The sequence below is a fragment of the Micromonospora chalcea genome (assembly GCF_028768405.1).
Taxonomy (GTDB): Bacteria; Actinomycetota; Actinomycetes; order Mycobacteriales; family Micromonosporaceae; genus Micromonospora; species Micromonospora chalcea.
Genome location: NZ_CP118233.1, coordinates 3,621,978 through 3,640,963, shown reverse-complemented (window position 1 = coordinate 3,640,963; position 18,986 = coordinate 3,621,978). Strand labels below are relative to the sequence as shown.

Here is an 18,986-nt window from a genome sequence, read left to right as displayed (position 1 = left end):
GACAACACAGCGTCACGTGGCAGACTCCGGCGCATAACCTTAGCGGCCGTTCATGTCGCGGACGGCGGAGTCGAGCCAGGGGAGGCCGGTCGTGGCGCGGGAGTTCACCAGGGTGGGCGTGGTGGGTCTGGGCACCATGGGTGCCGGCATCGTGGAGGTGTTCGCCCGCAACGGCCTCGACGTCACAGCCGTCGAGATCTCCGAGGCCGCCCTGGAGCGGGGGCGGGTCACGCTGACCGGCTCCACCGACCGGGCCGTTGCCAAGGGCAAGCTCGCCGAGGCCGAGCGGGACGCGCTGCTGGCGCGCGTCGACTTCCGGGTCGGGCTGGACGCGCTGCACGACGTGGACCTGGTGATCGAGGCGGTGCCCGAGCACCTGGACCTCAAGCAGCGGATCTTCGCCGAGCTGGACCGGGTCTGCAAGCCCGAGGCGATCCTGGCCACCAACACGTCCTCGCTGAGCGTCACCGAGATCTCCGTCGCCACCTCCCGGCCCAACCAGGTCATCGGCATCCACTTCTTCAACCCGGCCCCGGTGATGAAGCTGGTCGAGGTGGTCCGCACGGTGGTCACCTCGGCCGACGTGGTCGCCGACGTGGAGGCGCTCTGCGAGCGGCTCGGCAAGGTCGACGTGACGATCAGCGACCGAGCCGGCTTCATCGCCAACGCGCTGCTGTTCGGCTACCTGAACCACGCGGTCGGCATGTTCGAGGCCCGCTACGCCACCCGCGAGGACATCGACGCCGCCATGAAGCTCGGCTGCGGCCTGCCGATGGGCCCGCTGGCGCTGATGGACCTGATCGGTCTGGACACCGCGTACGAGATCCTCGACACGATGTACCGGCGCGGTGGCCGGGACCGCCGGCACGCCCCGGCCCCGCTGCTCAAGCAGATGGTCACCGCCGGGCTGCTCGGCCGGAAGTCCGGTCGCGGCTTCTACACCTACGAGCGGCCGGGCTCGCCGAAGGTCGTACCCGACGAGTACACGCCGCCGGCCGGTGACGCCGCGCTCGCCGACGGCGCCCGCGCCATCGCGAAGGTCGGCGTGGTCGGCTCCGGCACCATGGCCACCGGCATCATCGAGGTCTTCGCGAAGGCCGGCTACGAGGTCATCTCGGTGACCCGGGGCGCGGAGAAGTCCGCGAAGGTCTGCGAGGCGGTCAAGACCTCGCTCAACAAGGGCGTGGTGCGGGGCAAGCTCAGCGAGACCGACCGGGACGCCGCGCTGGGCCGGATCACCTGGTCCGCGACGCTGGACCACCTGGCCGACGTCGACCTGGTGGTCGAGGCCGTGATCGAGGAGCTGAGCGTCAAGAAAGCGCTGTTCGCCAGCCTCGACGAGATCTGCAAGCCGGGCGTCGTGCTCGCCACCACCACCTCGTCGCTGCCGGTGATCGACGTGGCGATGGCGACCCAGCGCCCGGCCGACGTGATCGGCCTGCACTTCTTCAACCCGGCGCCGATCATGCCGCTGGTGGAGATCGTGCGGACCATCCGCACCTCCGCCGAGACGTCGGCCACCGCCCGCGCGGTCTGTGCGACGCTCGGCAAGACCGGCGTGGTCTGCGGCGACCGATCCGGCTTCATCGTCAACGCGCTGCTCTTCCCGTACCTGAACGACGCGGTGCGGATGCTGGAGGCCAGCTACTCGACCGCCGACGACATCGACTACGCGATGAAGCTCGGCTGCGGTTACCCGATGGGCCCGTTCGAGCTGCTCGACGTGGTCGGCCTGGACGTCTCGCTGGCCATCCAGCGGGAGCTGTACCTGGAGCTGCGCGAGCCCGGCTTCGCCCCGGCACCGCTGCTGGAGCACCTGGTGACGGCCGGCTACCTGGGCCGCAAGTCCGGCCGCGGGTTCCGCGACCACACCCGGCGCTGACCGTCGTCAACAGCCGGGCCCGGTGACGGCGTCTTCGAGGTGTGACCTTCGAGGAGTACGTCGGCAGCCGCGGCCCGGCTCTGTTGCGTCTGGCCCGGCTGCTGACCGGCGACGCGCACCGCGCCGAGGACCTGACCCAGGACGTGCTGGCCCGCGCGTACGTGCACTGGCGCAAGATCGCCCGGATCGACCGGCCCGACGTGTACGTGCGCCGGATGCTCGTCAACGCCAACACGTCCTGGTGGCGGCGGCGGTCCAGCCATGAGCTGGCCGTCGACACGTTCGCCGACCGGCCCGAACGCGGCGACCTCGGCGGCGAGGCGGCGGACCGGGACGAGATGTGGGGGCTGATCCGCGCCCTCCCGGACCGCCAGCGCGCCGTACTGGTGCTGCGCTACTACGAGGACCTGGACGACGCCACGATCGCCCAGATCCTCGACTGCTCCCCGGTCACCGTCCGCACCCACGCGATGCGGGCGCTCGCCCACCTCCGGGAGCGCTGCGGCGTCCCGATGACCAAGGGGAGCCGGCTGTGACCGACCTCGACCAGCGAATCGTCTCGGTGTTGCGGGAGCACGCCGAGGGCGAGACAGACACCGGACGCCTGCTGCGCCGCTCGCGCGCGCTCGGCCGGCGCCGGCAGGTACGCCGCCGACTCACCGCCGGCACCGCGCTCGCCCTGGTCGGCGTGCTCGGCTTCACCGGCGTGGTACGCGCGGACATGGGCGGGCTGGCCGAGCGGATGCCCTGGACGGCCGCGACGCCGGAGGTGGCGCCACCCCCGGTGCCGCCGCTCGCCGACGGGGTGCCCGGGGCGCTTCAGCGTCCCGATCTAGTCGGTACCGATCCGCAGGTGCTGCACCTGGGCGTCGACACCACCCGGGCCCGCTACCTGGGCTGGTCCGTCCACAGCTCGAACGCTGTCGAGTCGATCCGACTCAGCGCCGACGGCGGACAGCCGGTCCTGCTCGAGGTGAGTCCGGTGGCGAAGGCGCTCGACGACACCTCGATCGAGGGTTTCCCGGTGCAGGCCGTCAGCGGCCGGCTGAAATTCGACGGTGGCGTGCTGCGCGTCGCCGGTACCGACGGTCTGGTCAAGTCATGGCAGCCCTTCCCCGGTCTCTACGCCCGGGCCGCCACGCTTCGCGGTGACGTGGCCGCCTTGGACCGGGTCGCCGGCCTGGTGCGCTGGGACGAGGCCCGGCGATGCACCGGGCCGGTGCGGCTGACCACGTTGCCGGCGAACGCGGCGGTGACGGCATGCGCGGTGGACGCGGCCGCCTTTCCGAAGGGCCTCACGGTTCAGCTCACCGTCGCCCGGGCGCCCTCCTCGACCATGTGGTTGCGGCTGATCTACGGGGCGGAGATGGGGGAGGACACGGGCCGCGCCAGCAACCGCGACCTGGGTGGCCGCCCGGGCTTCCGCTATCCGAACGGCAACCGCCTGGAGCTGCTCGGCCTGCCCAAGGTGCGCTTGACAGTCGACTTCGCCTGGCCCTTCCCCGGCGAGGGACCCCCGGGGCAGGTGAACTTCACCGAGGCCGACGCGGCGACCGTGCTGACCGGAGCGAAGGTGGCGGCAGACCTCACCCGTCCGCAGACCTGGCCCTGACCGGCCACCCGAGCGATCTTGGTACGGAACGGCCCTTGGAAGGGCGTACCCGTACCAAGATCGCTCGGGCCGGTCCGGCCGGCGGCCCGTACGCTTGGTGACCGTGAGCCCCCGTCGCAACCGGCCCCGCCGGGAAGAAAACCCCGGCCTGGACGCCGAGCGTGCCCGCCACGGCGTACCGACAGTGCAGCAGTGGCGCGACGGCGACTGGCAGGTACGCGCGATCAGCGGCGGCGCATCGGTCAAGACGTACCGTTGTCCCGGCTGTGACCAGGAGATCCGGCCGGGCGTGGCGCACCTGGTGGCCTGGCCGGCCGACGACCGGGGCGACCTGACCGACCGCCGGCACTGGCACTCCGGCTGCTGGCGGGCCCGGGACCGGCGCGGCCCGAACCTCCAGCGCGGCCGGGGCGCCCCGCGCTACGGCTGAGCGATCTGGATCACCCGGTTCCCGTCCCACTGGGCGGCCGGGCCGCCGACGCGGGAGACTGGCAGGCGTGAGCACTCCGATTCGCGCGTCGTCGATCCTGCCCGGCCGCCGGGAGGACATCGAGCTGCACACCGCCGACGGGCTGACGCTCGTCGGTGAGCTGGCCCGGCCGCTGGAGGGCGAGCCGTCCGCCACCCTGGTCTGCCTGCACCCGCTGCCCACCCACGGCGGGATGATGGACAGCCACGTGTTCCGCAAGGCGGCCTGGCGCCTACCCGCGCTGGCCGGCCTCGCAGTGCTCCGGTTCAACACCCGGGGCACCAGCAGCGTCCGCGGCACCAGCGAGGGCGCCTTCGACGGCGCCGTCGGCGAGAAGTTCGACGTGGCCGCCGCGATCGAGTACGCCGAGTTCCACGAACTGCCGAACATCTGGCTGGTCGGGTGGTCGTTCGGCACCGACCTGGCGTTGAAGTACGGCTGCGATCCGGCGGTGGCCGGCGCGATCCTGCTCTCCCCGCCGCTGCGCTACTCCGCCCCGGAGGACCTGGCGGTCTGGGCCGAGACGGGCAAGCCGCTCACCGCCCTGGTCCCCGAGTTCGACGACTACCTGCGGCCGGAGGAGGCCGGGCAGCGGTTCGCCGCCGTCCCGCAGGCCGAGGTGGTCGGCGTGGACGGCGCCAAGCACCTCTGGGTCGGCGACGCGGAGAAGGTGCTGGACGAGATCGTCCGGCGGGTCGCCCCGGGCGTACCGCTGCCGCTGCCCACCACCTGGGACGGCCCGATGGAGACCGGCGACGTCAGCGCGTACGCGGACCGCACTGTCGCCGCGTTCGCCGACACCCCGGTGCCCGGCCCGGCCCAGCGGCGCGCCGAGTAACGGCTCAGCGGGCGTCCTGGCGGGGTAGCACCACCTCGCGCAGGATCAGCTGCAACGCGGCCACCGTGGGAATCGCGATGAGCGCGCCCACCACGCCCAGCAGCGCCACCCCGAGCAGCGCGGCCAGCAACGCGGCCACCTCGTTCACCGAGACCGCCCGGCGCATGATCTTCGGGTAGATCAGGTAGTTCTCCACCTGCTGGTAGACCACGAAGAACACCAGGCAGGCGATGCCCACCGGCAAATCGGTGGCGAGCCCGACGAGCGTCACCACCACCGCGCCCAGCGTCGCGCCGATCTGCGGGATCAGATCGGTCACCGCGACCACCACGGCCAGGGCGAACGGGTACGGCAGGCCGACCGCCAGCGCGAACACGAACGTGCTGACCCCGGCCAGCACCGCGATGGCGAGCGCGCCCACCATGTACGCGCCGACCCGGGTCAGGATCTCGTCGCCGATCAGCCGGACCCGCTCCCGGCGCGAGCGCGGCACCAGCGCGTACCCGAGTTCGCGCAGCCGGTCGAAGTACGCCAGGAAGTAGATCGTCAGCACCAGCACGGTGAGCAGGCGGAAGAGCGTCCCGAAGATCAGTTGCGCGCCGCCGAGCACACCGCCGAGCGCCCGCCCGACGTTGTCCGCGTTCGCCGCCGCCTGGACCCGCTCCATCACGTCGTAGCGGATCACCAGGTCGTTGACAGTGGGGTTGCGGCGCAGCTCCTCGACGTACCCGGGTAGCTGCTGGATGAACTGGCCGGACTGGGTCACCACCGGCGGCACCAGCGCCAGCAGCCCGGCGACGATCAGCAGCAGCAGGGTGAGTGTCACGACCGCCACCGCCAGCCCGCGCGGCAGGCCCCAGTTGCGCAGCCGGACCACCGCCGGGTGCAGGCCGACCGCGAGGAACAGCGCGATCACCACGAGCACCAGGATGCCGGCCGCGTTCCGCACGCCCAGGAACAGCGCGTACGCCAGCAGCACGCCGAGCGCGCCGGTGAAGCCGATCAGGAAGGCGCTGCGCCGTAGCGGGCGCCCCGGCACGCCGAACCGGCCGCTCGGCTCGAACTCGGCCGGCTCGACGTCGGTCGGCCGCTCGCTGTCCGTGTCCGTGCCGGCTCGCGGGTTGCCGACGGCGGTCGTGGCGTCGCGCGCGGGTTCCGCCTCGCCGGTGGGGTTCACGGCCGCCGCCTCGTCATCAGGGGCGGCGGAAACCTCCTGCGACACCCGTGCCTCCCGGCTTCCGCGCTGCCGGCTCGCCCGCCGGTGCCGTCCACGGCCGACGCGCGGCCCTCTGCCCGCAGGGTAGTCCTCGCCGTCCGCCCCGACCATCCCACCACCGCTTCCGGCCGGGCCGTCCCGCCGGGTGCGGCGGGTGGGTCAGTCCTTGTCGACCGTCACCGTGCTGGGCTTGGCGCTGCGCTCGTCGGTGGTCGGCTTGGTCGGGCGCTTGCCGTTCTCACCGGTGCTGGTGATCTTCGTGGGGGTGGCGCCCCGCCCGCCCTCACCCGGCACGGCGGCAACAGTGGGCTCGCCGTCGACGCCCGCCCCGCCGGGGGAGTCCATCGTGGTCACCGGTTCGCCGACCGGCTTCGCCTTGCCTGCCTCGGCGGGCTCGCCGTCACCAGTGGCCGGCCCGGCGCCGTTGGGGACCGCGGTGGCGGTGCCCTTCGCGGCCACCGGCGCACCTCCACCGGCCGGGGTGTCGCCGGCGCTCTCCGCGCCGCTGGTGACCAACGTGCCCTCGGCGGCCGGCGTGCCGTCGTCCGTGGACCGGCCGGTGGAGGCGGCGGCGAGGTCGTCCGGGTCGACCGGGGTGGCCGTGATGCCGGCCGAGTCGGCGTCGCGCCGCAGGTCCGCGAGCTGCCGCTGCAGGTCGTCGGACTCCTGCCGCGACTTCCACGTCTCGGTACGCAGGTCGGCCAGCTCCTGCTGCGCCTTGGCGATCTCCAGCATCACGCCGGCGAGCTGCTGCCGGCCGGCGGCCACCTCCTGCTGGGTCGCGGCCAGGTGCTGCTGCGTCGTGGCGAGGTGCTGCTGGGTGGTGGCCGCGTACTCCTCGAACTGGCGGCGCGAGGCCGCGACGTGCTCGTCGGCCTTGCGGCGCTGCGCGGTGGCGTCCGCCTCGGCCCGGCGCAGCAGCTCGGCGGCCTCCAGCTCGGCCTGCTGCCGCATGCTCAGCGCGTCGGCCTCGGCGGCCTGCCGGACGTCGGCGGCGGTGCGCTCGATCTCGTCGCGGCGCGTGGTGTACGCCTGTTCCAGCTCCTCCTGCCGCTTGGCATGCTGCTTGTCCAGCTCGTCGCGGCGCTTGGCGAACTCCTGCTCGGCGGCGGCCCGGCGCTGGGCCAGCTCCTTCTCGGCGCTGTCCCGCCGCTCGGCGACCTCCTTCTCCACCCCGGCCCGCCAGGCGCCCAGCTCCTGCTGGGTCTGGGCGCGGGACTGCTGCACGTACGCCTCGGTCTCGGTGCGCATGCGCTGCACGTACGCCTCGACCTCGGCGCGGTTGCGCTTGCCGGCCTCGGCGGCCTCGGTGGTGAGCCGGTTGGCCTCGGTGCGGGCCCGGCCGCGGGTGGCCTTGGCCGCCTCCTCCGCGTCGTCCACGATCTTCTTGGCCTCGGCGAGCGCCTTGGCGTGCGTGGCCCGGCCGGCCTCGGCGGCGGCGTCGGTGAGCCGCTTGGCCTCCTGCTGGCCCTTGGCGTGCACCTCCTTGGCCGCCTCGCGGAGCTGGTTCGCCTCCTGCTGGGCCTTCGCCAGCGCCTCCTTGGCCGTCTCGCGCAGCCGGGCGGCCTCCTGCTGTGCCCGGGAGTGGATCTCCTTGGCGGTGTCGCGGAGCTGGGTGGCCTCCTGCTGGGCCTTCGCCAGCGCGTCCTGGGCGGTCCGGCGCAGCTTCTCCGCCTCGTCCCGGGCGGCGGCGCGCATCTTCTCCGACTCGTCCTGCGCGCTCTTGCGCAGCGTCGCCGACTCGTCCTTCGCGGCCTTCAGCGTGGCCTCGGCCTCGGCCTTGCGGGCGGCGGTGTGCCGCTCCTCCTCGCTCCGGCGGGCGGCCAGCGCGATCTCGAAGTCCTTCAGCGCCTGGGCGGCCTGCTCCCGGGCCTCCTCGACGATGTGCTCGGCGGCGGCCCGGCGGGCCTCGATCTCCTCGTTGGCGGCGGCGAGGATGTCGTCGGCCTGCTCCTCGGCCATGGTGAGGATCTGCTCGACACGCGGGCCCAGGTGCCGGAACGACGCCCGGTCCACCACCGCCGCCTGCTTGCGCACCTGGGCCAGGTCGCGCTGGAGCACCTCGACCTGACCGGCCAGCTTGTGGATCTGCGTGTACGCCTGTTCCCGCTCGGTCGTCAGCGCCGCGATCTCGTGCTCCGCGCGAGCGACGTAGCGGTCGACCTGCCGTTTCTCGTACCCCCGCAGGGCGGACTCGAAGCTGGGCTCCGTCGTCACATCCCCGCCGAGCGCGAACAGTTCCTCGCCGTGCGACATGACCCCATCCTCACACGCATCCGGCTCTGCTGGGGCGATACGGACGCCCCTTCTGGGAGCTACTTCACCCTCCCGGCGAAACGGGCCCGCACAGCATGACGGCGCGAGGCGACACCGGTCACCCGGTGTCACCCCGCGCCGTGGCTCATGCCCCCGACAGCGGGTGTAACGGTCAGCCGGCCGACTCGGCCGTCACCTTCTGCCCGGAGGCGTCGGCCTTCGGGGTGTCGCCCTTGCCGCCGGCCGGCACGCCCGGCACGATGCCGGCCAGGCCGGACAGCATCTGCCCGAGCTGCGAGGTGACCGCGTCCTTCTGGCGGGTGAGGTCCTCGACCTCGCGGCGGGCCGCCTGCGTGGTCAGCTCGGCCTCGGTACGGGCCTCGTTGAGCACCCGCTGCGCCTCGGCGCGCGCCTCGTTGAGCGTCTTGTCGGCCAGCGCCTTGGCCTTGTCGACGGTCTCGTTGGCGGTGCGCTCGGACTCGACCCGGCGGGCCTCGGCCCGCTGCTCGATCTCCTTGGCCCGCTCCTGCGCGGCGCGGGCGCGCTGCTCGGCCTCGTTCACCAGCTTCTGGGTCTGCGCGACCTGGGCGGCGTGCCGCTCCGACTCCTCGCGCTCGGCCTTCTCCCGCCGCTCGGCGAGCTGGAGCTCCAGCGCCTGCAGGTCCTTGTCGCGCTTGTCGCGCGCGTCGGTGAGCAGCTTGGTCGCCTCGGCGCGCTTCTCCTCGGCCTCCCGGGCGGCCTTGGCCCGCTGCTGGGTGATCTCCCGCTCGGCGGTGGCGCGCAGCGTGGCGACCTCGCGCTCGACAGTCGACTTCAGCTCGGCCACCTCGTGCGCGGTGACCGTACGCAGCTGCTTGGTCTCGCGGTCGGCGTCGGCGCGCAGCGTGTCGGCCTCGCGGCGGGCCTGCACCCGGACCTCGGCGGCCTCGCGCTCGGCGGCGGTACGGACGCTGCCGGCCTCGCGCTCGGCGGTCGCCTTCATGGCGGCGGCCTCGGCGCGGGCCTTGTCGGTGATCTCACGCGCCTCGAGGCGGGCGGCGGAGAGGATGCCCTCCGACTCGCGCTTGGCCTCGTTGCGGTGGTCGTTGGCCTGCTCCTCGGCCAGCCGCAGGATCTGCTCGACGCGAGTGCCCAGGCCGGACAGGGTCGGCCGGCTGTTCTCCTCGAGCTGCTTGTTGGTCTCGGTGAGCTTCTGCTCGAGCGCGCTCTGGCGCTGCTCGGCCTGCCGCAGCCGGCGCTGAGCGTCGTTCATCCGCTGCTCGGCCTCGGCGCGGGCCTGCTCGGACTGGCTCAGGGCGGCGGTGAGGCGGCCGATGAAGTCGTCCACCTGGTTGGTGTTGTAACCGCGCAGGCCAACGGTGAAATCGGGCTGTGAGTTCGCGTTATCGAAGAACGCAAGAGGGGAGGACTGCTGCTGGGGCATTGGGACATACTGGCAGACGCCCCAGGGTGGTTCGCAAGAGCGGTCGGCACCTTTCGCGTCCTGTTTACATGGTCAACTCGGCCGCCCGGCGGGACCGGACCAATAGGCGATCTTGGCAGCTCCCGGGCGGGTCGGGCGGGTCGGGCTTCTGCGGGGAAGGCGGCGCGAAAAGGGCCGCGGGTTCGACACCCACGGCCCTTTGTGCGTACGCCGGTCGAATGGCGCCCGGGTCGGCCGGAAAGGCAATCCGGGACGACCGTACGGTCAGTGACCGCGGAAGCGGTTGATCGCGCTTTCGTGCCGCGCGCGCATCTCGGTGTCCCGGACGCCCAGTCCGTCGGCGGGGGCGAGGCACCGCACGCCGACCTTGCCCTGGTGCGCGTTGCGGTGCACCTCGTACGCGGCCTGGCCGGTCTGCTCCAGCGCGTACGTCTTCGACACGGTCGGGTGCACCTTGCCGAGCGCGACCAGCCGGTTGGCCTGCCACGCCTCGTGGTAGTTGGCGAAGTGGCTGCCGACGATCCGCTTGAGGTGCATCCACAGGTAGCGGTTGTCGTACTGGTGCATGTAGCCGCTGGTGGAGGCGCAGGTGACGATCGTGCCGCCCTTCTTGGCGACGTAGACGCTGGCGCCGAATGTCTCCCGGCCCGGGTGCTCGAAGACGATGTCCGGGTCCTCGCCGCCGGTCAGCTCGCGGATGCGCTCACCGAAGCGGCGCCACTCGTCCTGGTCCTGGGTCTGCTCGTCGGACCAGAACTTGAACCCCTCGGCGGTACGGTCGATGACCAGCTCGGCGCCCATCTTGCGGCACAGCTCGGCCTTCTCCGGCGAGGAGACCACGCAGACCGGGATCGCGCCGCCGTTGAGCGCCATCTGGGTGGCGTACCCGCCGAGGCCGCCGGACGCGCCCCAGATCAGCACCACGTCGCCCTGCTTCATGTTCGCGCCGTGGTGCGAGACGAGCTGCCGGTACGCGGTGGAGTTGACCAGCCCCGGGCTGGCCGCCTCCTCCCAGCTCAGGTGGCGCGGCTTCGGCATCAGCTGGTTGGCCTTGACGATCGCCAGCTCGGCCAGGCCGCCGAAGTTGGTCTCGAAGCCCCAGATCCGCTGCTGCGGGTCGAGCATCGTGTCGTCGTGACCGGCGGAGTCCTCCAGCTCGACCGACAGGCAGTGCGCGACCACCTCGTCGCCGGCCTTCCACTTGGTCACGCCCGGCCCGGTGCGCAGCACGACGCCGGCGGCGTCCGAGCCGACCACGTGGTACGGCAGGTCGTGGCGGCGGGTCAGCTCGGAGAGCCGGCCGTAGCGCTGGAGGAACTTGAACGTGGGCAGCGGCTCGAAGATGCTCGTCCACACCGTGTTGTAGTTGATCGCGCTGGCCATCACCGCGACGAGCGCCTCACCCGGGCCCAGCTCGGGGGTGGGCACCTCCTGCACGTGCAGCGCCTTGCGCGGGTCCTTGTCGCGGGTGGCCATGCCCTCGAACATGCGGGTGTCCTCGGCGCGCACCACCACGCCCCGGTAGCTCTCCGGCACGGGCAGGCCGGCGAGCCCGGCGAGCTCCCGCTCCGGCTGCGACGAACCCTCCGCCGCCATGATCGCTTCGAGGATGTCCTGCACGGTGACCTCCCGTTTGTCCGCACCCGCACACCGCGGGCAGGGGTGCTGCCATCGTCGGCGCCGGTGCGACGGGACCGCCATGTCGGCAATCGACACATTCGGCACCGGTCGCCGCTGCTGTTCGGGCGGACGTTACTTAACGGTAGCTAAAGCAGGAACCCCTCTGTGAAAAACTGCATCGGCCGATGCGTGGAGGTGTACGTGGGAACGTGCAAGCGCGCACTGCCGCGCGCGTTCCCACTTGTTAGGAAGGGCCCCTTCTTAACAGACGTCTGTTAAGAAGGGGCCCTTCCTTGCGCATCAGGCGGGCTGGACCAGCTCGATCAGCACGCCCCCGGCGTCCTTCGGGTGCACGAAGTTGACCCGGGAGTTCGACGTGCCGCGCCGCGGAGCGTCGTAGAGCAGCCGCACGCCACGCTCGCGCAGCGCCGCGCAGGCCACGTCGATGTCCGCCACCGTGTACGCCACCTGCTGGATGCCCGGACCGCGCTTGTCCAGGAACTTGCCGATCGTGGTGTCCGGGGACAGCGGCGCGAGCAGCTGCACCATGCCGCCGGACGCGTCCGCCCCGACCGCCAGCATCGCTTCGCGTACGCCCTGCTCCTCGTTCGTCTCGGTGTGCATGCAGCGCATGCCGAAGGTGCGCTGGTAGAAGTCGATCGCGGCGTCCAGGTCGCCGACGGCGATCCCGACGTGGTCGATGCGGCGCAGCCCGATGTCTGTGACAAACTCGGCAGCGGGCTCGACGGGGGAGTTCTCAGCCATGACGCTAGTCTGACCGAACAATCGTTAAGGCGTACAGGTCGGCACCCCCTCGGAGGCAGGCAATGGCTTCGGTGATCGTCAGCGGCGCGCGGACCCCGATGGGGCGCCTGCTGGGCAACCTCAAGGACCTCCCCGCGACCAGGCTCGGTGGCATCGCGATCAAGGCGGCGCTGGAGCGCGCCGGCGTCGCGCCCGAGCAGGTCCAGTACGTGATCATGGGGCAGGTGCTCCAGGCCGGCGCCGGGCAGATCCCGGCCCGGCAGGCCGCCGTCGAGGCCGGCATCCCGATGTCCACCCCGGCGCTGACCATCAACAAGGTCTGCCTCTCCGGGCTGGACGCGATCGCGCTGGCCGACCAGCTCATCCGGGCCGGCGAGTTCGACGTCGTGGTGGCCGGCGGCATGGAGTCGATGACCAACGCCCCGCACCTGCTGCTCGGCCAGCGCTCGGGCTACAAGTACGGCGACGTGGCGGTCAAGGACCACATGGCGCTGGACGGCCTCACCGACGCCTGGGACTGCTGCTCGATGGGCGAGTCCACCGAGCGGCACGGCGCGAAGCACGGCATCACCCGCGGGGAGCAGGACGCGTTCGCAGCGGCCAGCCACCAGCGCGCCGCCGCCGCGCAGAAGAACGGCCACTTCGCCGACGAGATCACCCCGGTGGTCATCCCGCAGCGCAAGGGCGAGCCGCTGGTGATCAGCGAGGACGAGGGCATCCGGCCGGACACCACCGCCGAGTCGCTCGGGAAGCTGCGCCCCGCCTTCACCAAGGATGGGACCATCACCGCCGGCAGCTCCTCGCCGATCTCCGACGGCGCCGCCGCGGTCGTGGTGATGAGCAAGGCCAAGGCCAAGGAGCTGGGGCTCACCTGGCTGGCCGAGATCGGCGCCCACGGCAACGTGGCCGGCCCGGACAACTCCCTGCACTCGCAGCCGTCCAACGCGATCAACCACGCCCTGAAGAAGGGCGGCCTGAGCATCGACGACCTCGACCTCATCGAGATCAACGAGGCGTTCGCGGCGGTCGGTATCCAGTCCGCCCGTGACCTCGGCGTTGATGCCGACAAGGTGAACGTCAACGGCGGCGCGATCGCGCTCGGCCACCCGATCGGCATGTCCGGCGCCCGGCTCGTGCTCACGCTGGCGATGGAGCTGAAGCGCCGGGGCGGCGGCACCGGCGCGGCGGCGCTCTGCGGCGGTGGCGGGCAGGGCGACGCGCTGATCATCCACGTGCCGACCGGTGACGAGAGCTGATAGCTGATACCTGTGAGTGACGTACAGAACGCCCCGGCGGCGGCCACCGGCCCGGTGCGCCGCAGCCGGGACGTACCCATGCTTGTCGAGCGGGCCCGCGCGGGCGACCCCCGCGCGGTGGCCCGGCTGATCACCCTGGTCGAGTCCGGCGACGAGGTGCTGCCGCAGGTCGCGGCGGCGCTCGCGCCGTACGCCGGGCAGGCCCAGGTCGTCGGCCTGACCGGCTCGCCCGGGGTGGGCAAGTCGACCACCACGAACGAGCTGGTCCGGGCGTTGCGGGCGCGCGGTCACCGGGTCGGCGTGCTGGCGATCGACCCGTCCAGCCCGTTCACCGGCGGCGCCATCCTCGGCGACCGGGTCCGGATGCAGGACCACGCGACCGACCCGGGCGTCTACATCCGCTCGATGTCCAGCCGGGGCCACCTGGGCGGGCTCTCCGCGGCCACGCCGCAGGCGGTGCGGGTGCTGGAGGGCGCGGGCTGCGACGTGGTGCTGGTCGAGACCGTCGGCGTCGGGCAGGCCGAGGTGGAGGTGGCCTCGCTCGCCGACACCACGCTGGTGCTGCTCGCGCCGGGCATGGGCGACGCGATCCAGGCGGTCAAGGCCGGCATCCTGGAGATCGCCGACGTCTTCGTGGTCAACAAGGCCGACCGGGACGGCGCCGACGCCACGGTCCGCGACATCCAGGGCATGATCGCGCTCGGCGAGCGCGGGCCGGGGGAGTGGCGGCCGCAGGTGGTGCGCTCGATCGCCGCCCGCGCCGAGGGCATCGACGACATCGCCGCCGCGATCGACAAGCACCGCGACTGGCTGGAGCGCCACGGCGAGCTGCGCCGCCGCCGGGAGACGCGGGCCGCCGCCGAGATCGAGGCGATCGCGCTGGGCGTCCTGCGCGCGCGGATCGGCTCACTGCGCGACGGTACGCAGCTCCCGACGCTCGCCGCCAAGGTGGCCGAGGGCGCCATCGACCCGTACGCGGCGGCCGACGAGCTGCTGGCCCAGCTAGGCTCCTGACCCGCCCCGCCCCGCCCCGCCCCGCTCCCGCCCCCGCCCCCGCCCCCGCCGAGATCTTGGTACGAATCGGCCCCCATAGGGGCCCTTTCGTACCAAGATCTCCACCGCTCCCACCTGGCGGAACGCCGATCTCGCGTGACGGGAGGCGCTCGCCGAACTCCGGCCCACGCCACCCCACAACCCCGCGATCTTGCAGTTGCGGCCCCGGGAGCGCCTGCTTCGCGGCTTCTGTCGGGGCCGCAACTCCATGATCGACGGTCGATGTACGCTCCCCCGGACGAGGGAGGGTGGGACGCGTGGAGCACGACGCTACTCAGGAGCTGCCGGTGACACCTGGCGTGGTCGCGGGCGGGAGCACTTCGGTGTCGGACGAGGTGGTCGAGAAGATCGCGGTGGCCGCCGCGAAGTCGGTGCCCGGGGTGGCCGAGCTGGGCGGCGACATCGCCCGCTTCTTCAACGCCGTGCTGGACCGGGTCGGGCTGGACCAGGTCGGGGACGCGCGGCGCGGCTGCTCGGCGCACGTCACCGACGGGTCGGCAGTGGTCAACCTCGTCCTCGTGATCGATGCCGGCCACCCGGTGCCGCAGGTGACGAACGAGGTGCGGGCCGCTGTGGCGTCCGCGATCGAGGCGTACGGACTGCGCGCCGCCGAGATCAACATCCGGGTCGACGACGTGGCGATGGGTACGCCCACCGTCTGACGAGCGCCGCCCGGCTCAGTCGTGTGCCGGGCGGGTCAGCTCCACCTCGTCGCCCGGCAGCAACTCCACGTCGCCCTCCGGGCCGTGGATCTCGAGCACCGGTACGCCCTCGTCCAGCAGCATGTTCCGGCGCTCGGCGCCGGTAGGCATCCGCGCGACGACTCTCGCGCCCGCGGCCAGCTCCACCTGCCTGCGTTGCGGCGTCTCCCGGACCCGCGTGCCGAGCGGACGGCTGGTGGTGACGAGCCCTTCCGATCGCAGCAGCGAAATCGCCATCCGGACCGCGTCGCGGCCGATCTGGTGTTCCTGGCTGAGCCGCGACTCGCTGCCGACACTCGCCCCGGGCGGCAGCGCGCCCGATTCGATCTGCTCCCGGATCAGGTCGGCGAGCTGGACGTAGACCGGCGTGTGCGAGCGCGGATCGATGGTCATGACGTAAGCCTTGTGCCCCGATAGATCTGACCCATCAAGGCTTTATGGCAATGATGGATTGTAGCCATGTTGGATTCTTGCTATGGTCGAGCGTGTTCGCGCGGTAACCGGCGGACATGACTCCTTCGAGTGCGCTCAATCTCGACTGCCCCGGTGCCGTACCGCGAAGTGACGCTGCGGTGGCGGGGCGGGCGGGTGGTCCCGCCCTTCCAGTCCCTTCGACCACGAGAGGCAGGCGTTCGTGCGGTGGAACATCCGGTGGCCCGGTCGGCGCGCGCGAGCCGGTCGCGGCACCACCCAGCCGGGCTGCTACCGGGCGGCCAACTACACGCCGTTGCGCCCCTGGCAGGTGCGGGAACGGCGGTTCCGGACGACGCGGTTGGGCCGGCGCGGGCTCGACCCGGCCGAGGTGCACGAGTTCCTCGACCGGGTGGCGCTCGACCTGGCCGACGTCTACCGGGCGCTCGGCGTCAGCCGGGAGGAGACCGCGCGGGTCCGGGACGCGCTGCGGCGCTGGCAGTCCGAGCAGGCGCAGATGCGGATGAACGCGGGAGCGTACCGTCGATGAGTCCCCGCGAGCGGTTCGTCATCCACCTGCCGGTCGTCGCCGGTGACCTGGCCGGCGCCGTACGCCTGGCCCGGGTCGTGGCCCGCTGGTCGGGCGTGCTCGCCCAGGCCGACCCGGGCGAGACCACCGTCTCGGCCGAGGACGAGCAGGGCGTACGCCATCGGGTCTTCTGTGATCTGCGGATGGGCGACGGCCGGCGCTGCCTGCTGCGGGCGGACCACGACGGCCCGTGCGCCCGCCGGTCGCTCCGGTGACCCGCCGCCCGGCCTGCGCACTCGTCGCGACGGGCGGGGGCTGACCGCCGCACGGGTCGATGCACCGTACCGTTGTTCCCAGCGGCGCAAGGCCGCCGTGCGTCGGGAGGTTCGCCATGCCGAAGGGTGTCTCGTTCGCTCCAGTGCGAACCGTGAGGGCGTACGAGGGGATCGTCCGGCAGGTCGAGGAGCGGATCGCCGCCGGGGATCTGCGGCCGGGGGACCGGCTGCCGAGCGAGCGCGAACTGACGACGCAGTTCGACGTCAGCCGGTCCACTGTGCGTGAGGCGCTGCGCGTGCTGGAGAGCAGCGGCCTGATCCGTTCGCGTCCCGGTGACCCGCTCGGGCCGCAGGTGATCGCCTCGACGGCCTCGGCGATGCGCAAGCTGTTCGCCCGGGTCGTGGACAGCCGGCGGCTCGGCGTGGCGGAGTTGCTCCAGTTCCGGATGATCATCGAGTCGGCGGCCGGTTCCGTCGCCGCCCGGATGGCGTCACCGTCCGAGCTGGACGAACTGGAGCAGGCGTTGGCGGGCATGCGGGACGCGGTGGCCGACGGCTACGAGGCGTTCAGCGCGGCCGACGTGCGCTTCCACGAGCACGTCGCCCGGCTGTCCGGGAACGAATTGCTCGTGCTCTGCCTCGACGCGGTCCGGAGCATGGTGCTGGACCTGATCTCCACCAAGCTCGCCGAGGCGCCGGACCGCGAGGCCCTGATGGAGCGCACCCTGGCCCACCACCGCCGCGTTCTCGACGCGATGCGCGCCGGTGAGGCCGACGAGGTCACCCGGCTGACCCGCGAAGAACTGCACCGCTACTACGCCGAGTACGTGCCGGAGGCGCGCCGCTCGATGGTGGACGTATTGCTCTGAATCCGCCTGATGTGGCCTGACCTCGGATTATGAGAGCCGGCCATCAGCTGAGCAGGCTCTTCCCTTCAACTGGTCTGACCAGTAGCCTCCCCCACATCTCGTCGTGTACCACGGGGGACCACCAGTTGCCCAATGCATCGACCGCCCCGGATTGGGGCGGAGGTCGCACCGCTTCACATGGGAGAAGCTGCATGAAGTCGTCCAGATTCGCCGCGATCGCCGCGGCAGCCCTGGTCTGTCCGGGACTCGTGCTCGTCGGGTCGCCCGCGTCGGCCAACCCCGCCGCCGGCGCCCCGGGCGCCCACAACGCCATCACCGACGTCCCCGGAATCCAGGTCGGCCAGGTCCAGTCCGACACCGCCCCGTACCTGACCGGCACCTCCGTCGTGTACATGCCGCAGATGTCTGTGGCCAGTGTGGACCAGCGTGGCGGCGCCCCCGCCACCAAGGAGACCGACCTGCTCAGCCCGCTCAACTCGAACCCGGGCGTCAACGCGATCCAGCTCGGCGGTAGCAGCATGTACGGGCTGTCCGCCACCAATGGCATCATCCGCTGGCTGGAGGACCGCGGCGAGGGCGTACGCGTCGGCGCCGGCGGCGTGGCCCCGATCGTCCCGGCCGCGGACATCTTCGACCTCGGCCGCGGCGGTGACCCGAAGGCGCGTACCTCCGCCGAGTGGGGCTACCTCGCGGCGCAGGCCACTTCGGACGGTCCGGTCCGTCAGGGCGGCGTCGGCGGCGGCACCGGAGCCCGCGGCGGCGGCCTGCGCGGCGGCGTCGGCACCGCCAGCGTCCACCTCGGCGACGGCATCTACGTCGGCGCGATGGTGATCGTCAACCCGGCCGGCTCCCCGGTCGACCCGGCCGACTGCACCCTGTACGGCGTCAAGTTCGGCATCGGCAACGAGTTCGCCGGCTACAAGGCTCCGAAGAAGCAGGAGTGCAACCCGCCGAGCACCGCCGCGCAGCAGCCGGCGAACACCACGATCGCCGTGGTCGCCACCAACGCGCCGCTGGAGAAGGCCGCTGCCCAGCGGATGTCCGGCAACGCGCACGACGGCATGGCCCGCGCGATCAGCCCGATCCACACCCTGGGCGACGGTGACACCGTCTTCGCCGTCTCCACCGGCAAGGGCGAGGCGCTGCAGATCAACGACCCGGCCGACACCCGTCAGCTGAACGCCATCTTCAACGCCGGCGCCAGCACGCTGGCCCGTGCCATCGCCAAGGCCGTTCTCTCGTCCGAGAGCATCGGCAACACCACCAGCTACTGCGACCGCTACCCCTCGGCCTGCAAGGGCATGAAGCAGCTCAAGCAGTGGCGTACGCAGGGCAACGCCCCGGACGTGACCCCGGAGACCTTCGCCCAGGCCACGCAGGCGCTGGCGCAGACCCCGGTCCCCGCGCCGGCCGGTGCCGACAACGGCAAGCCCAAGCCCAAGCCGAAGGCCGCTCCGGCGGGCAACACCACGCAGCAGGAGTCGCAGAACGGCATGGTCCTCGCCTCCGACAACACCGGCGGTCCCACGCTCTCCACGGGCGTGACCACGGGCCTGCTGGCCGCCGGCATCCTGGGCGTCGGCCTGCTGGGCATGCACCTGCGGGGTCGCCGCCGGGGGCAGGCTTCCGACCAGCTCGCCTGACACGCACGCCGTCTCACCCTCGCGCCGGTAGCTAGGCGCGTGTGAACGATCGAGGCGGGTTCCGTCCACTCCGGACGGGACCCGCCTCGCTGCGTTCCTCAGCCACCCGCCCCGCGCGGCGCGCCCGGCGTGCGCCCGGCGTGCGCCTTGCCGATCTTGGACTTGTGG

At 72.3% G+C, this 18,986-nt stretch carries 18 protein-coding genes; 12 read left to right on the top strand and 6 right to left on the bottom strand.

Translation table 11 applies throughout. The features are described from left to right. The first annotated feature begins 91 nt into the window (after positions 1-91). The 5 genes from PVK74_RS15815 to PVK74_RS15795 all read left to right on the top strand — a co-directional run bounded on the left by PVK74_RS15815 (position 92) and on the right by PVK74_RS15795 (position 4,801). Positions 92-1,882 (top strand): 3-hydroxyacyl-CoA dehydrogenase family protein, encoded by a 1,791-nt coding sequence (locus PVK74_RS15815; RefSeq protein WP_043328718.1) that lies wholly within the window; start codon positions 92-94, stop codon positions 1,880-1,882. Positions 1,883-1,923: 41 nt separating this feature from the next. Beyond that, entirely contained in the window at positions 1,924-2,418 is a 495-nt protein-coding gene (locus PVK74_RS15810; RefSeq protein WP_274476693.1) for a SigE family RNA polymerase sigma factor, read from the top strand. Further along, on the top strand, positions 2,415-3,494 hold the full coding sequence (locus PVK74_RS15805) for a hypothetical protein (protein WP_274476691.1): 1,080 nt from the start codon (positions 2,415-2,417) through the stop codon (positions 3,492-3,494). The genes PVK74_RS15810 and PVK74_RS15805 overlap by 4 nt, the downstream gene beginning before the upstream one ends. 97 nt (positions 3,495-3,591) lie before the next feature. Then, on the top strand, positions 3,592-3,924 hold the full coding sequence (locus PVK74_RS15800; protein ID WP_013288228.1) for a hypothetical protein: 333 nt from the start codon (positions 3,592-3,594) through the stop codon (positions 3,922-3,924). Positions 3,925-3,991: 67 nt separating this feature from the next. Next, complete coding sequence (locus PVK74_RS15795; protein ID WP_064447817.1) at positions 3,992-4,801, top strand: alpha/beta hydrolase; 810 nt, start codon at positions 3,992-3,994, stop codon at positions 4,799-4,801. 4 nt (positions 4,802-4,805) lie between these two features. Here the strand turns inward: PVK74_RS15795 and PVK74_RS15790 are convergent, their stop codons facing one another. The 5 genes from PVK74_RS15790 to mce all read right to left on the bottom strand — a co-directional run bounded on the left by PVK74_RS15790 (position 4,806) and on the right by mce (position 12,081). After that, positions 4,806-6,023, bottom strand: a complete 1,218-nt coding sequence (locus tag PVK74_RS15790; protein WP_069087244.1) for an AI-2E family transporter — start codon at positions 6,021-6,023, stop codon at positions 4,806-4,808. A 153-nt stretch (positions 6,024-6,176) separates the two neighbouring features. Continuing rightward, complete coding sequence (locus PVK74_RS15785; RefSeq protein ID WP_210884609.1) at positions 6,177-8,273, bottom strand: coiled-coil domain-containing protein; 2,097 nt, start codon at positions 8,271-8,273, stop codon at positions 6,177-6,179. Positions 8,274-8,445: 172 nt separating this feature from the next. Next, positions 8,446-9,696, bottom strand: coding sequence for a DivIVA domain-containing protein (locus tag PVK74_RS15780; RefSeq protein WP_043328731.1), 1,251 nt, complete (start codon positions 9,694-9,696; stop codon positions 8,446-8,448). A 264-nt stretch (positions 9,697-9,960) separates the two neighbouring features. Continuing rightward, on the bottom strand, positions 9,961-11,316 hold the full coding sequence (gene ccrA, locus PVK74_RS15775; protein WP_043328733.1) for a crotonyl-CoA carboxylase/reductase: 1,356 nt from the start codon (positions 11,314-11,316) through the stop codon (positions 9,961-9,963). A 300-nt stretch (positions 11,317-11,616) separates the two neighbouring features. After that, positions 11,617-12,081, bottom strand: a complete 465-nt coding sequence (mce, locus tag PVK74_RS15770; protein WP_274476688.1) for a methylmalonyl-CoA epimerase — start codon at positions 12,079-12,081, stop codon at positions 11,617-11,619. A gap of 62 nt (positions 12,082-12,143) precedes the next feature. Here mce and PVK74_RS15765 point away from each other — a divergent pair, with 62 nt between their 5' ends. The 3 genes from PVK74_RS15765 (at position 12,144) to PVK74_RS15755 (ending at position 15,052) form a co-directional block, all read left to right on the top strand. Beyond that, complete coding sequence (locus PVK74_RS15765; RefSeq protein ID WP_069087246.1) at positions 12,144-13,337, top strand: acetyl-CoA C-acetyltransferase; 1,194 nt, start codon at positions 12,144-12,146, stop codon at positions 13,335-13,337. A gap of 78 nt (positions 13,338-13,415) precedes the next feature. After that, positions 13,416-14,351: a methylmalonyl Co-A mutase-associated GTPase MeaB gene (gene meaB / locus PVK74_RS15760; protein WP_240925857.1), complete on the top strand. Its 936-nt coding sequence runs from the start codon at positions 13,416-13,418 to the stop codon at positions 14,349-14,351. A gap of 296 nt (positions 14,352-14,647) precedes the next feature. Then, positions 14,648-15,052 carry an Asp23/Gls24 family envelope stress response protein gene (locus PVK74_RS15755; protein WP_030503875.1) on the top strand — a complete coding sequence of 135 codons (405 nt, stop codon included), beginning with the start codon at positions 14,648-14,650 and terminating at the stop codon, positions 15,050-15,052. A gap of 15 nt (positions 15,053-15,067) precedes the next feature. Here PVK74_RS15755 and PVK74_RS15750 read toward each other — a convergent pair whose 3' ends face one another. Further along, a complete protein-coding gene (locus PVK74_RS15750) occupies positions 15,068-15,484 on the bottom strand; it encodes a GntR family transcriptional regulator (RefSeq protein ID WP_030503874.1) in 417 nt (138 codons plus the stop codon). A 241-nt stretch (positions 15,485-15,725) separates the two neighbouring features. Here PVK74_RS15750 and PVK74_RS15745 point away from each other — a divergent pair, with 241 nt between their 5' ends. The 4 genes from PVK74_RS15745 to PVK74_RS15730 all read left to right on the top strand — a co-directional run bounded on the left by PVK74_RS15745 (position 15,726) and on the right by PVK74_RS15730 (position 18,818). Beyond that, on the top strand, positions 15,726-16,052 hold the full coding sequence (locus tag PVK74_RS15745) for a DivIVA domain-containing protein (protein WP_369799366.1): 327 nt from the start codon (positions 15,726-15,728) through the stop codon (positions 16,050-16,052). Next, positions 16,049-16,306, top strand: a complete 258-nt coding sequence (locus PVK74_RS15740; protein WP_274476687.1) for a hypothetical protein — start codon at positions 16,049-16,051, stop codon at positions 16,304-16,306. Before PVK74_RS15745 ends, PVK74_RS15740 begins: the two co-directional genes overlap by 4 nt. 152 nt (positions 16,307-16,458) lie before the next feature. Continuing rightward, positions 16,459-17,175: a FadR/GntR family transcriptional regulator gene (locus PVK74_RS15735; RefSeq protein WP_274476686.1), complete on the top strand. Its 717-nt coding sequence runs from the start codon at positions 16,459-16,461 to the stop codon at positions 17,173-17,175. 191 nt (positions 17,176-17,366) lie between these two features. After that, positions 17,367-18,818 (top strand): P1 family peptidase, encoded by a 1,452-nt coding sequence (locus PVK74_RS15730; RefSeq protein WP_043328746.1) that lies wholly within the window; start codon positions 17,367-17,369, stop codon positions 18,816-18,818. Positions 18,819-18,986 lie beyond the last annotated feature (168 nt).

Excerpts from the sequence above, each read along its gene's own strand:
- PVK74_RS15765 (WP_069087246.1), top strand. The coding sequence starts at position 12,144 with ATGGCTTCGGTGATCGTCAGCGGCGCGCGGACCCCGATGGGGCGCCTG.
- PVK74_RS15740 (WP_274476687.1), top strand. The coding sequence starts at position 16,049 with ATGAGTCCCCGCGAGCGGTTCGTCATCCACCTGCCGGTCGTCGCCGGT.
- PVK74_RS15730 (WP_043328746.1), top strand. The coding sequence starts at position 17,367 with ATGAAGTCGTCCAGATTCGCCGCGATCGCCGCGGCAGCCCTGGTCTGT.
- PVK74_RS15785 (WP_210884609.1), bottom strand. The coding sequence starts at position 8,273 with ATGTCGCACGGCGAGGAACTGTTCGCGCTCGGCGGGGATGTGACGACG.
- meaB (WP_240925857.1), top strand. The coding sequence starts at position 13,416 with ATGCTTGTCGAGCGGGCCCGCGCGGGCGACCCCCGCGCGGTGGCCCGG.
- PVK74_RS15780 (WP_043328731.1), bottom strand. The coding sequence starts at position 9,696 with ATGCCCCAGCAGCAGTCCTCCCCTCTTGCGTTCTTCGATAACGCGAAC.
- PVK74_RS15750 (WP_030503874.1), bottom strand. The coding sequence starts at position 15,484 with ATGACCATCGATCCGCGCTCGCACACGCCGGTCTACGTCCAGCTCGCC.
- mce (WP_274476688.1), bottom strand. The coding sequence starts at position 12,081 with ATGGCTGAGAACTCCCCCGTCGAGCCCGCTGCCGAGTTTGTCACAGAC.